Genomic DNA, 13064 nt, shown 5'->3' with positions numbered 1-13064 from the left:
GCTACCCCCTGCCGGTCGTTGCTGCCTGCCCCCGCATCGAGCGCCATTCGGCGATGCGGAAGAGGAAGCCGGAGACCGTGGTGATGGCGAGATAGATCCCGCCGCCGGCGAGGAAGAACAGGAAGGGCAGCTCGGTCGAGTTCGCGGCCACCGTCACCGCGCGCAGCGTCTCGACGAGCCCGGTGACCGAGACCAGCGCCGATTCCTTGATGACCGACTGCCACTGGTTGCCGAGGCCCGGCAGCGCGGTGCGCAGGGCCAGCGGGGCGATGATGCGCCGGAACATCGTCCAGCGGCCCATGCCGGTGACGCGCGCCGCCTCTAGCGTTCCGGGCGCGATGGCATGGAAGGCGCCGCGCAGCACTTCCGCCTGCGTGGCGCCTGAAAGCAGGCCGATCGCGAGGCAGCCGGCGGCAAAGCCGCTGATCTCGACCGGACCGACATGACCGAACTGCTTGGCGACGGTGGACGCGATCTGCCGGCCGCCGAAATAAAAGAGATAGATGACCAGCAGATCCGGGATGCCGCGCATGACCACGCCATAGCCCTGCGCGAGGCGTTGCACCGGCGCGGAGCCGGCGATCCGCGCCCAGGCGCAGAGCGTGCCGAGCCCGAGCCCGAGCGCGAAGGCGCTGGCCGAGACGGCGAGCGTCATCAGCCCGCCGTTCAGCAGAGCATGGCCCCAGCCCTCCGGGCCGAAGCCGAGCAATGTCAGGCTGTCATCCATCTCGTCCTGCCCGCCTGCGTCAGCTCGCGGGCGTGATGTCCATCTCGAACCACTTCAGCGCCAGCTTCTTCAGCGTGCCGTCGTCGATGACGGACTTCAGCGCCTTGTCGAACATCTCCTTGAGCTCGGGATCGCCCTTGCGCAGGCCGACCGCCGAACCCAGCCCGAGCAGACCGCCGGCGAAGAGATAGCCGGACTGGATCATCTCGCCGTTCGACTTCTTCGCCGTCGCCTGGATGTTGATCTGGGAGGCCATCACGGCGTCGACGCGGCCGCTCTTCAGGTCCAGGAAGGTGTCCGGCCCCGAGGGATAGGTGCGGATGGTCAGGACGTCCTTGAAGTAGCGGTTGAGCACGTCGTTCTGGATTGTCGCGACCTGAACCGCGACGGTCTTGCCAGCGAGCGACTTGGCGAGTTCATCGATCGCCTTCTTGGCGGCGGCCTCGTCGGTCAGCGGTACCCGCGTGCCGGTGCCGGGCATGGCCTTGATGCTGCCTTCCTTCATGATCGCGAAGCCCGAGCCGGCGGAGGCGTAGGGACGGGAAAAGGCGATCACCTCCTCGCGCTTGGGCGTGATCGAGAGCGCGTCCATGATCGCGTCGTATTTGCCGTCGGTCAGCCCGGCGATCATGCCGTCCCAGGCCTGTGCGATCATCTCGCATTTGACGTTCATGCGGGTGGACAGCTCCTGCAGCAGGTCAGGCTCGAAGCCGATCAGGCGGCCGTCAGGCGCGTGCATGTTGTAGGGAGGGAAGGCGCCTTCCGTGGCGACGCGGATGACCTTCCACTCCTTGGCGGCGGCGGCACGGGGAGCCACGCCCAGAGCGAGGCCGGCGGCCGCGCCGAGGCCCAGCTTGAGGAAGTCGGAGCGGGTGATCGTCATGTCGGGTCTCCAGGGCCTTAGAGAATGCGGGCGGGATCAGGACAGGATGTCGAAGGCGGTGCGGGCGAGGGCTGCGGCGCCCAGTCCGATGCAGCGCTCGTCCGGCTGATAGTCGGAATTGTGCACGCGGTCGTCGCGGCCGGGCTGCGACGAGCCGACCAGCAACTGGCAGGACGGGATCCGCTCCGAGAAATAGGAGAAATCCTCGGCGCCGAAGCGTCCCTCGAGCTGGTCGATCTTGTCCCCGCCGAATTGCTCGGACACCGAGCGGATCACCGCATCGACGACGCCGTCATCGTTGATGAGCGCGGGGGCCCCGCGCTTGTAGTCGATCTCGCAGGTTACGCCCATCGCTGCAGCGACGCCGTCGCAGATGCGCCGGAAGGTGGCTTCCATCGTGTCGCGGCTCTCGGGCGAGCGGCAGCGGACCGTGCCCTGGAACAGACAACTGTCGGGGATGATGTTGTGCGTCGAGCCGCCCTGGATGTGGCCGATGGTGAGCACCGCCGAGCGGGTCGGGTCCATCACGCGCGAAATCGCAGTCTGCAGCTGCATGATCATCGCGGAGGCGGCGACGATCGGATCGAGCGCCGAATGCGGGCGCGCCGCATGGCCCGACTTGCCGTGCACGACCACGTCGAATTCGTCGCTGGACGCCGTGGACGCCCCCCGGACATAGCCGAAGCGACCGACCGGCATCTCCGGCCGGTTGTGGAAGGCGAGCGCGATGGCGGCGCCGTCGGCCGCGCCATCCGCGACCATGGCGGCGGCTCCGCTCTCGACCGTCTCCTCCGCCGGCTGGAACACGAGCCTGACGCTGCCGCGCAGCCGGGGCGCCATCGCCTGCAGCACCGAGCCGACGCCGAGCAGCGTGGCGGTGTGAATGTCATGGCCGCAGGCATGCATCTTTCCGGGCACGGTGCTGGCGAAGGGCAGCCCCGTCAGCTCCTCCATCGGCAGGGCATCCATGTCGGCGCGGATCAGCAGGCAGGGCCCGGGAGCGCCGCCGGTGATCTCGGCCACCACACCGCTGCGCCCGACGCCGCGCTGCGGCACGAGTCCGATGCGCTCCAGCTCCTGCGCGACGATCTCGGCGGTCCGGGCGGTCTCGAACCCGATTTCGGGGTGGGCGTGGATGTCGCGGCGGATGGCGATCAGCTGCGGCTCGATCTCGGCGACATGGCGTTCGATCGCGAGTGAGAGGTCGTTCTGGCGGTCGGCAGACATCAGAGGCTCTGACGGACGGTAAGGAGACCTGAACTTCGCACAGATCATTAGCCGCCGCAATTGGACCGAGGATCGACAATCGACAATAGACTTCTAAAATGCGCGCTCCCCGGAGCATGATATTCCGATGCACGCCGCGACCATCCTGGCCCAGCTCGACCACGTCACGGATCCGTCGACGGGCGGGCTGGTGCCGTCGATCCATCCCGGCGTGACCTATGTCCGGCCCGGAAGCGACATCGCCCTGGGCTATGCCCGCTCGGGAAACAGCGGCGCGGCGCTTGTCGAGACCATCCTCTGTCAGCTCGAAGGTGGCGCCGTGGCCGCGGCGTTCGGGGCCGGAGCGGCAGCGGCCCAGGCCGTGCTCGCGACCTTGCGACCCGGTGACCGGGTGCTGATCGACACCGGCCTCTACTACGAGTTCGGACGCATGATTGGCGCCTTCGCGGAACGCTTCGGTCTGGGATTGGCGCGGGCCGATCTCTGCGATCTCGATGCGGTCGCCCTGAGCCTCGGTGCCGCGCCGACGCGGCTCGTCTGGGCCGAATGCCCGAGCAACCCGCTCTGGCGCGTGCCGGATCTCGCTGCGCTGGCAGCGCTGGCGCATCGGCACGGCGCAAGGCTGCTGGTCGATGCGACGGTGGCGACCCCGGTGCTCTGCCGGCCGCTGACGCTGGGCGCCGATCTCGTGCTGCATTCGGCGACGAAATACCTCAACGGCCATGGCGATCTGGTCGCCGGCGTGCTCGTTGCGGCAGAGGACGATGGGTGGTGGCATGAGATGCTAGCCGCCCGCGAGGCGCATGGCAGCATCCTGCCGCCCTTCGAGGCCTGGCTGCTGCTGCGCGGCATGCGGTCACTGGCACTTAGGATGGAGCGTGTCTCCACGACGGCTCTGACGCTCGCGGGCTGGCTCGACCGTCATCCGCGCGTCTGCAAGGTGCATTATCCGGGGTTGCCACAGCACCCGCAGCACGGACTGGCCTGCCGGCAATTCCGGGAGGGCTTCGGCGGCATGCTCTCCTTCGAACTCGCCGACGCGGCCGAGGCCGTAGATCTCTGCGCCCGGACGCGGGTCTTCCGCCCCTCGACCTCGCTCGGGTCGCCCGAGAGCCTGATCGAACACAGGTTGAGCACCGAAGGCGAGGAATCCGATTGCCCGCCGGGACTGATCCGGCTGGCGATCGGACTGGAGCATCCGGACGATCTCCTGGCAGATTTAATGGAGATGTTCCGCAGTATAGCGCCTCGCTGATTCTTGGGAGCGGCGAATGGCGAAACTGGCTCTCAGCTAGCCTTCGCAGTTGGCTTCTTATCCATTAGAAGCATCAAGCGGCTTCGCGCCGATTGTGTTAAAAAATCCGGRGGGCTTGAAGTTCAAGCTGGGTCGGCGCGCGGCGGAGAAAACGCTCTTCGGTTGCTAGTGAAGCGCCCCAAGCGAGGCGCCCTCTTCGCCCGCATAGGAACGAAATTTCTACATTGGGACCGGACGAGCCCGCTCAAGGTCAATGCCCGGGGCCGAAAGCCGATCTTCCTGGTCACCTTAGGCGTGCGGGCGCTGAGCGGCGCGCCCTATGTCGTCTCGGACAACCCGTTCTGGCTGGTGGCCGTGCAGGCGCTCAGCGGCGTCGGCGCCGGCATCTTCGGTGCGCTGTTCCCCATCGTGGTGGCGGACCTGACCCGAGGCACCGGCCGCTTCAACGCCGCGCAAGGTGCCGTCGCGACGGTCCAGGGCGTGGGGGCTTCGATCTCCGCCTTGCCGGCGGGCGTGATCATCGTCACCGCCGGCTATTCCGCCGGCTTCGTCACGCTTGCGGCAATCGCGGCTTGCGGCCTCGTTCTCTATGTCGTTGCCATGCCGGAAACGCACGGCTATGAGCCGCCGACCGACCGCGGCGCCCGCCCGGTGCCGGCGGCGAGCGAGAGAATGGCCTGATCTGCATGACCGGCTGGGGCCTCAACGCGACGCAGATCCTCGCGATCGCGATCTTCCTCGCGACCTATGTCGCCATCGCGATCGGCCGTATGCCCGGCCTGCGCGTCGACCGTGCGGGAGCGGCGCTGATCGGGGCTGCGCTCATGGTCGGCTGCGGGGTGCTTTCCCTCGAGGATGCCTATCGGGCGATCGATCTCGACACCATCACGCTGCTGCTCGGCATGATGATCGTGGTCGCCAATCTGCGGCTCTCGGGCTTCTTCCGCATGGTGACCGGCTGGGCCGCAGGCCGGGCGCGGCATCCGGTGCTGCTACTGTCGGTCGTAGTGATGACGACCGGCGTGCTCTCCGCCTTCCTCGTCAACGACGCGATCTGCCTGGTGATGGCGCCGATCGTGATCACGCTGACCCGCGCGCTCGACCGCAACCCGGTGCCCTATCTCATCGCGGTGGCGCTCGCCTCCAATGTCGGCTCGACGGCGACGATCACCGGCAACCCCCAGAACATGATCATCGGCAATCTCTCGGGCATCTCCTATGGCGCCTTCACCGGCGCGCTGCTGCCGATCGCGGTGCTGGGGCTGCTGGTGACGATCCTGCTCGTGCTCCTGCTCAATCCGCGCGAATACATGACGCGGCAGGCGCTGCGCAGCGTGACCGTTCCCGCTCACTATCACGGCTGGCTCGCGACGAAGGCAGCGCTGGTTTCGGTGGCGATGATCGCCCTGTTCTTCCTCGGCCAGCCGGTGGCGAAGGTGGCGATCTGCGCGGCAGCGCTGCTGCTGCTCACCCGCAGGATCGAGCCGCGCAAGGTCTACGCCGAGATCGACGGGCCGCTCCTGCTGATGTTCGCCGGGCTCTTCGTCGTGGTGCGGGGGCTTGAACAAGCGGTGTTGACGCCTGACCTGCTGGCGCAGGCCGCCCGCCTCGACCTCGGCAACGCGGCGACCCTGACCGGCGTCACCGCGGTGCTGTCCAACCTCGTCAGCAACGTCCCAGCGGTTCTCGTGCTGAAGCCCTTCGTCGAGCAGCTGCACGATCCCCAGCGCGCCTGGCTCGTCGTGGCGATGGCCTCGACTCTCGCCGGCAACTTCACGCTCCTGGGCTCCGTCGCCAACCTGATCGTCGCCGAGCGCGCCGCCAAGGACGGCATCACCATCGACTTCTGGACCTATTTCAAGGTCGGCGCGCCGCTGACGCTCGCGACGTTGGCGATCGGTATCATCATGCTGCCCTGAATTCAAAAAACTGTCTGGGAGGCTTGGCAGTCCACCTAAATCACAGCCGCTGGCGGTGCCTGGAGGCCGGCTCGCCCCGATTGTGTTGGAAAAATCCGGCCGGCGTGAAGCTCAAGCGGTTCGCGCGCTTTGCAGAGGATAACGTTCTTCGCGCTTCACGATATCGCTCCAACAAGGTCGTTAACGCGATCTACAATTGGATGAAATCTCTACGCTCGTGGAAGCCGATCTCGCTCATAGTATTGTGACGACGTCCGGCTTCGCCGCAATGATGCTCTCCCACCCCTGAGTCGGCCAACGCGCTATGTCCAGGAAATGTAGTCTGTGCGGCGAGCTCTTTACGCCCCTGCGCGAAAAGGGCTAGTCGAGCCGGAAACATTATAAATGTTCTAAGTTGTTGTGCCGGGTTACTTTAGCGCGAGCCAGCTATCGGCGCTCATGGTCTTGGCTCTGACCATCCGAGATGTCGGGCGAGCATTTCGGGCGTGGCCGGAGCGCCTCGTCGAGTGCATCCAATTCCGTCGCGATCTGGGTCCGAAGCCATAGCGCCACCCCTTCGACCATCGCATTGAGAGGCCTCGACCGCGGCGCGATCAAGCTGTGGTGCTGCCCCGTGCGGATGATCAGGTCGGAGGCGGGAATCAGAGTTCCCTTCAGCAAGGCGCTCGAGACCACGCTGAGCCAGCCGAGAGCGATGCCTTCCCCGTTCAGGGCGGCTTGCAGGATGACGGAGTAATCCGTGAACTCGTGCCAGACGCCTTTCGAACTGTTTCGTTGGGCGACATTGCCCCATTCCCGCGCCCATTTGGGCATAGCGTGGTCCGTGAGCCACAAGAACACATGCCCCAACCCGTCCCCGGCGTGATCGAGCCTGCCGCGCGCCTTCAGATAGGCCGGGCTGCAGACGGGGAAGATGATCTCCGGCGCGAAGAACCAGCGATGGTAGCGCGCGTCGTCGTCTTTGACGATGCGCGTTGCCAGATCCACATTGTCGGGAATGCCGCGCAGGACGCCCGGGATGAGGTCGAAACGGATATCGATCTCCGGAAAAGCCGCATGGAATTCGCCCAGCCGCGGCAACAGCCAGTGGGCCACGAACGAGCTGGACATGGAGAGGGTGACGACCGGCTTCGTCGTATTCTGCCGCTGCCGGATCGCTTGGACCGCATCGGCAATGCGCCCGACGGCCTCGCCGACGACGCCGAAGAGATCGCTGCCATCCGCGGTAAGTTCGAGCCCGCGTGCCCGCCGTTCGAAGAGTCTGGCTCCTACCGCAGCCTCCAACTCGGCGACGCTGCGGCTGATCGAGGGCTGGCTGACGTTGAATTCCGCGGCCGCAGCCGTGAAGCTGCCGGTGCGGGCCGCGGCCTCGAAAACCAGAAGCCCCCTCGCGGAGGGGATAAGGCGGGAGAGCGGAGCCATACGCCCAGCGTATGCTTCTCCCAAGGTTTTTCAATCTGGTCCGGTTCCAGACTTCCCGCCACGATCGCCGAAGTTGTTCAGCAGCGCCGCAGTTTCGGGGGCTGCCGGTGCTCCCGGACTGAAATAGCGCAGTCGTCCCACTCCGGTTCGATCACAGGGAAGCCATTCGATGAGCGCAACGGTTTCCATGCCGGATCGGCCCCTCGCTGCACCGCGCGACCCACTTCTGGAGCCGTTTGCCATCAAGAAGCTGCGACTTCGCAACCGCATCGTCAGCACCAGCCATGCCTCGATGCTGGACGATGGCGGCCTGCCGCTCGAACGCTACCAGCGATATCACGAGGAAAAGGCCCGTGGCGGCCTCGCCATGACGATGATCGGCGGCTCCGCTATGACGTCGCCGGATTCCAGCTGGGGCGGTGGCCAGCTCGACCTCTCCAGCAACCGCATCATTCCGCATCTCGCGGCGCTGTCCGACCGCATTCACGGCCATGGTGCGGCCGTGATGTGCCAGGTTTCGCATCTCGGCCGCCGCGCGACCTCCTATGGCTGGAACTGGCTTCCGGTGCTGGCGCCGTCGCGCGTCAGGGAGACGCGCAACCGCAATTTTCCCAAGGAGATGGACGATGCGGACATCGCGCGCATCATCCGGGATTATGCCGATGCGGCGTTGCGCTGCATGGAGGGTGGGCTTGACGGCATCGAGACGGTGACCGGCGGCCACCTCATCGGCCAGTTCCTGTCGCCGCGCACCAACAAGCGCACCGACGGTTTCGGCGGCTCGCACGAGAACCGGGCGCGCTTCGGGCTCATGGTCCACGAGGCGATCCGCAAGCGCGTCGGCAACGACGCCGTCGTCGGCATCCGCTTCGTGATCGACGAGGGCGTAGCCGATGGGTCGGATTTCGAGGATTGCCTGCAACTCGCCCGGATCTTCGAACGCGAAGGCTATATCGACTATTTCAACTGCATCTACGGCCGCATGGACACGGATCTCGCGCTGGCCGAGGACAACATGCCCGGTATGTTCCAGCGCAACGCGCCCTATCTCGCTTCGGTGGCGCAGTTTCGCCGCGAGACAAAGCTGCCGCTGATCCATGCCGGCGGCATTCGCGACGTCGCGACCGCTCGCCACACCATCCGCGAGGGCGTCGTCGATCTGATCGGCATGACCCGTGCTCATATTGCCGACCCGCATCTGGTCAACAAGATCAGGCGCGGGGAGGAGGAGCAGATCCGCCCCTGCGTCGGCGCCTCCTACTGCCTCTACAAGAAGGTCAACTGCATCCATAACGCCGCCAGCGGGCGCGAAACCGTGCTCGGCCATGAAGTCGCGCCGGCCTCGCGAAGCCTGAAGGCCGTGGTGGTCGGCGGCGGGCCGGCCGGGTTGGAAGCCGCCCGCGTCTGTGCCGAGCGAGGGCATTCGGTCGTGCTATTCGAGGCTGCCGCCAAGCTGGGCGGGCAGTTGCTCGTGGCCAGCGCTGCCCACGAGCGTCGCGACCTGATCGGCATCGTCGATTGGCGCATCGCGGAACTCGATCGGCTCGGCGTCGATATGCGGGTGAACTGCTATGCGGAGGCCGACACGGTTCGCGCCGAGGCGCCGGGCCTCGTGATCGTCGCCACAGGCGGCATTCCGGATACCGACTGGTTCGAAGGTTCGGAGCTCTGCGACAGCGCCTGGGACGTGCTGACCGGCACGGTGCCCGGCAAGAGCGACGTGCTCGTCTATGATGGGACGGGGCGTCAGGCCGCGGCATCCTGCGCGTTGCAGCTTGCTCGGCAGGGCCGGTCGGTTTGCATCGCCACGCCCGATGACGCGCTTGCCGTCGAGATGTCCTATATCGACAAGTCGAGCTTCAGGAAGCGCTTCGCCGAGCTCGGCATCCGCTCGCTCGTCGATGTCAGGCTGGAGAAGGTCGAGCGCCGGGGCAACGCCTTGCAGGCCACGTTCCGCAACGAGCTGACCGGCGCGGAAAGCCAAGTCGAGGCCAGCCAGATCGTCGTCGAATACGGCACGCTGCCGGCCGCCGAAATCTATCACGAGTTGCGACATCTCTCGGCCAATGACGGGGTGACCGATATCGCGTTCATGCTGGGGAGCGAGGAGGCGGCCGCGCCGGCGCCGGGGCACTTCCTCCTGCACCGTATCGGCGACGCCGTTTCGAGCCGCGACCTCTATTCCGCGATCTACGAGGCCTACCGGCTTTGCTCCAAGCTTTGAGCGATCGGTCCAATCAAGCCGCGGCAGGGCTTCGGCCGCTCGCCGCGTCGGCGAAGCGCTCGATCCGGAAGTCGTGGAGCGGGATTTCGGTCGTGCCCGTCGCGATCAGCTCGGCCATCGTGTCGCCGACGCCCGGGCCCAGCTGGAAGCCGTGCCCGCTGAAGCCAAAGGCGTGGAACAGCCCCAGCGTCGTGCCGGACGGGCCCATGACCGGCAGCATGTCGGCCAGATAGCCCTCGCAGCCCGACCAGGTGCGGATTACCGAGACTTTCTCCAGAGCCGGTAAGAGCTGCCGCAAGGCACGGAGCTGGGCAGGCAGCCGCGTCGGATCGGCCTTTGCATGGCCGGGGTCCAAGGCGACGTCGACACGCTCGGCTGCGCCGCCGAAGACGATGTTGCCGCGCTCGACCTGACGGAAATAGGCGTCGGTTCCGTGCCGGCGTGTCCAGATGCCGACGACCGGCAGGATGCGATGGGGCAAGGGCTCGGTGACGCCCATCTGCGGACCGCGCGGGGTGAGGGGCACCGGCTCGCCGAATTGCGCGGCGATCCGCATACCCCAGGCGCCGGCGGTGTTGAGGAGCCTGCCGGCCTCGAACACGCCCTTCGATGTCGTGACGCGGAAGCCTGCCTCGGTCTTCTCGATGCTGCCGACCTCGCAATCCTCGACGATCTCCGCGCCGAGCCGCCGCGCGGCGTCGGCGAATGCGGGCGCGATAAGGCGTGGATTGCCCGAGCCATCCTGAGGCGAATAGGAGGCTGCGATCGCGCCGGGGCCGAGGCCGGGAAAGCGCGCGCGGATCTCGTTGGCGCCCAGTTCTTCGAGCTCGAGCCCCCAGGGCCGCGCCGCCTCGGCATAGGCGCGCATATCGGCCAGCGCATCCTCTTCGAAGATGAGCCGGAGATGGCCGGTCGCGCGGAATTCCACATCGCGGCCGAGCAACCGTTCCGCATCGCCCCATAGCGTGCGGGAGCGATGCGCGAGCGGCAATTGCGTGAGATGCCGCCCGGTCCGGCGGATATTGCCGAAGGATGCGACGGTGGCGCCCGTTCCGACCCGGTGACGTTCGATCAGCGTGACCTTCAGGCCGCGCCGCTTCAGGAAGAAGGTTGCGGYGGTTCCCATCAGGCCGCCGCCGAGCACGATCACATCCATGTCCAGCCTCTTGCCACTGCGGCGGCAATTTTACACGCGGCCGAACCTGACGCGGGCGCGCGGAGCCGTCAAAGACGCGATGGCCGGCAGGCCATAAGTCGAGCCTATGGTCCTGCCCCGCATGTCTCTTGGACCATCTCGCGGCATCCGTGTCAGCTTCCGGCCGCCAGCAAGAGGAGCGGACATGGACGATGGCACTGTGCCGAGTGCGGACTGGAAGGTCGGCGTCGATATCGGCGGCACCTTCATCGATTTCTGCGCGCTCGAGACGCGCTCCGGCCAGGTCGCGTCGCTGAAGGTCTTGACGACGCCCGACGATCCGGGCGCCGAGCTGATGACGGGCCTCTCGCTGCTCGCCGAGCGTGAGGGGCTCGATCCCGAGGCCGTCACCCGTTTCGTCCACGGCACGACGGTCGGCGTCAACACCATCATCCAGCGCAAGGGAGCGCAGCTCGCTCTCTTCACCAATGCCGGCTTCGAGGACGTAATCGAGCTCGCCCGCCTGCGCATGCCCGAGACGTATTCGCTGTTCTGCTGCCGCCCGGAGCAGCTCATCACCCGCGATCGGGTGTTCGGCATTCCGGTCCGCATGCGTTCGGACGGGCGCGAGACGGTGAAGCCCGATCTCGAAGCCGTCGCTGCCGCCATCGCTTCGGCAAAGGCGCGGGGAGCTGTCGGCATCGTCATCGCCTTCCTCCACGCCTGGCGCGACGGCGCGCAGGAGGAGGCGGTGAAGGCCGAGATCGCCCGGCTGGCTCCGGAGCTCTTCGTCTTCACCTCCGCCGAGGTCTGGCCGGTGATCCGCGAATACGAGCGGACGACGACGGCGATCCTCAACGCCTACGTCCATCCCCGCATCGCGGGCTATCTGACGGCGCTGGAGCAGCGGCTGGCGGATCGCGGCGTGCCGGCGCGGGCGCTCCTGACCAAGTCGAATGGCGGCGTGATGAACGCTGCCGAGGGCAAGCGCGCCTGCGTCTCCATGCTGCTCTCCGGCACGGCTTCGGGCGTGATCGGCGCGACCTGGTTCGCCCGCCAAGCCGGCGAGAAGCGCGTGCTGACGCTCGATATCGGCGGCACATCCGCCGACTTCGCCCTGATCATCGACGGCGAGCCGCAATACGGCACCGGCGAGATGATCGGCGAGTTCCCCCTCTATATTCCGTCCGTCTCGGTCAGCTCGATCGGCATCGGCGGCGGCTCGATCGCCACGGTCGACGGGCAGGGCGTGCTCCGGGTCGGGCCGGAATCGGCCGGCTCGACACCGGGGCCGGCCTGCTATGGGCGCGGTGGCGAGCAGGCGACCGTCACCGACGCCATGGTGGTCTGCGGCTGGCTCGGCCATAGTGAGATGGCCTATGGCCAGCTCAGGATGGATGCAGGCCTTGCCCGCGCCGCCGTAGGGCGACTGGCCGAGACGCTCGGACGGCCCCTCGACGACACGGCGCAGGCGATCCTCGATATCGCTGTCTCAGAGATGTTCGTCGAGGTCGAGAAGCTGTCGTCGCGGGCGGGTGTCGACCTGAAGGAGTTCACCCTGATGCCGTTCGGCGGCGGGGGGCCGATGCTCGGCGCCTTCCTCGCCCGCGAACTCGGCATGACCAGGTTGCTGGCCCCGCGCCGACCGGGCGTCGTGTCGGCGCTCGGCGGCCTCGTCGCCGATTTGCGCGGCGACTTCGTCCGCACGCTCTTCGCCGAACTCTCCGCCGCGGTCCTGCCGCAGCTGAACGCGGCGGCCGCCGCCATGGTTCAGGAGGGGCGCAGCTGGCTTGCGGCCCAGGGACATGCCGGCCCTGCCGATCTCCGGTTCTCGGCGGATATGCGCTATGTCGGCCAGAGCTACGAGATCGAGGTTCCCCTGCAGCCGGCCTGGCTCGAGGCCGGCGACCCGACGGCGATCGCCCGCGAGTTCCATCGGACGCATGCCCGAATCTATGATTTCGATGATACGGACGGCCGGATCGAGATCGTCAACCTGCGCCTCTCTGCCATCGGTGCGGGGCCGGTCCTCTCCTTCCCGGAGGCCAGCGAAACCGATGCGGTCGCGACGCCGGAATGCGCGCTCGATATCCATACCGGCGGTGCGCGAAGGGCGGTCGGACTGTACCGCCGCGCCGACCTGCCGCCCGGCAGCCGCTTCGCCGGCCCGGCTGTCGTTGCCCAGGAGGACACCACGGTGGCCATACCTGCCGGCGCGATGGCGCGGATCGACGGCCATCTCAACCTTCATCTGACTTTCGCTGGGTGATAT

The 13064-nt window shown here is 67.0% G+C and carries 9 protein-coding genes and 1 pseudogene; 5 read left to right on the top strand and 5 right to left on the bottom strand.

What is annotated here, in order from left to right; translation table 11 throughout:
• Position 1: 1 nt before the first annotated feature.
• From AB4Z10_RS18915 to AB4Z10_RS18905, 3 genes are read right to left on the bottom strand one after another with little or no spacing between them, the layout of a single operon-like run.
• On the bottom strand, positions 2–727 hold the full coding sequence (locus tag AB4Z10_RS18915) for an ABC transporter permease (RefSeq protein ID WP_441471930.1): 726 nt from the start codon (positions 725–727) through the stop codon (positions 2–4).
• A 19-nt stretch (positions 728–746) separates the two neighbouring features.
• Complete coding sequence (locus AB4Z10_RS18910; protein WP_441471929.1) at positions 747–1610, bottom strand: transporter substrate-binding domain-containing protein; 864 nt, start codon at positions 1608–1610, stop codon at positions 747–749.
• A gap of 36 nt (positions 1611–1646) precedes the next feature.
• Positions 1647–2837, bottom strand: coding sequence for a M20 metallopeptidase family protein (locus AB4Z10_RS18905; RefSeq protein WP_441471928.1), 1191 nt, complete (start codon positions 2835–2837; stop codon positions 1647–1649).
• Positions 2838–2964: 127 nt separating this feature from the next.
• Between AB4Z10_RS18905 and AB4Z10_RS18900 the strand changes: the two genes are divergently transcribed.
• The 3 genes and pseudogenes from AB4Z10_RS18900 (at position 2965) to AB4Z10_RS18890 (ending at position 6011) form a co-directional block, all read left to right on the top strand.
• Positions 2965–4092, top strand: coding sequence for a trans-sulfuration enzyme family protein (locus AB4Z10_RS18900; RefSeq protein WP_441471927.1), 1128 nt, complete (start codon positions 2965–2967; stop codon positions 4090–4092).
• A 246-nt stretch (positions 4093–4338) separates the two neighbouring features.
• Positions 4339–4773 (top strand): annotated as a pseudogene (locus AB4Z10_RS18895) (MFS transporter); the annotation flags it as partial.
• A 5-nt stretch (positions 4774–4778) separates the two neighbouring features.
• Positions 4779–6011 (top strand): anion transporter, encoded by a 1233-nt coding sequence (locus AB4Z10_RS18890; RefSeq protein ID WP_441471926.1) that lies wholly within the window; start codon positions 4779–4781, stop codon positions 6009–6011.
• A gap of 426 nt (positions 6012–6437) precedes the next feature.
• On the opposite strand, the gene AB4Z10_RS18885 is transcribed toward AB4Z10_RS18890, so the two are convergent.
• Positions 6438–7433 (bottom strand): LysR substrate-binding domain-containing protein, encoded by a 996-nt coding sequence (locus tag AB4Z10_RS18885; protein WP_441471925.1) that lies wholly within the window; start codon positions 7431–7433, stop codon positions 6438–6440.
• 169 nt (positions 7434–7602) lie between these two features.
• Here AB4Z10_RS18885 and AB4Z10_RS18880 point away from each other — a divergent pair, with 169 nt between their 5' ends.
• Positions 7603–9657: an oxidoreductase gene (locus tag AB4Z10_RS18880; RefSeq protein ID WP_441471924.1), complete on the top strand. Its 2055-nt coding sequence runs from the start codon at positions 7603–7605 to the stop codon at positions 9655–9657.
• Positions 9658–9670: 13 nt separating this feature from the next.
• Here AB4Z10_RS18880 and AB4Z10_RS18875 read toward each other — a convergent pair whose 3' ends face one another.
• Complete coding sequence (locus tag AB4Z10_RS18875; protein WP_441471923.1) at positions 9671–10813, bottom strand: NAD(P)/FAD-dependent oxidoreductase; 1143 nt, start codon at positions 10811–10813, stop codon at positions 9671–9673.
• Between the two features lie 184 nt (positions 10814–10997).
• Between AB4Z10_RS18875 and AB4Z10_RS18870 the strand changes: the two genes are divergently transcribed.
• Positions 10998–13061, top strand: a complete 2064-nt coding sequence (locus AB4Z10_RS18870; RefSeq protein ID WP_441471922.1) for a hydantoinase/oxoprolinase family protein — start codon at positions 10998–11000, stop codon at positions 13059–13061.
• The last annotated feature ends 3 nt before the right edge of the window (positions 13062–13064 follow it).

Source organism: Allobosea sp. RAF48 (assembly GCF_052114025.1).
In the GTDB taxonomy this organism is placed as follows: domain Bacteria; phylum Pseudomonadota; class Alphaproteobacteria; order Rhizobiales; family Beijerinckiaceae; genus Allobosea.
The sequence above is the reverse complement of the archived record's forward strand: the minus strand, read 5'-3'. Positions and strand labels throughout refer to the sequence as shown.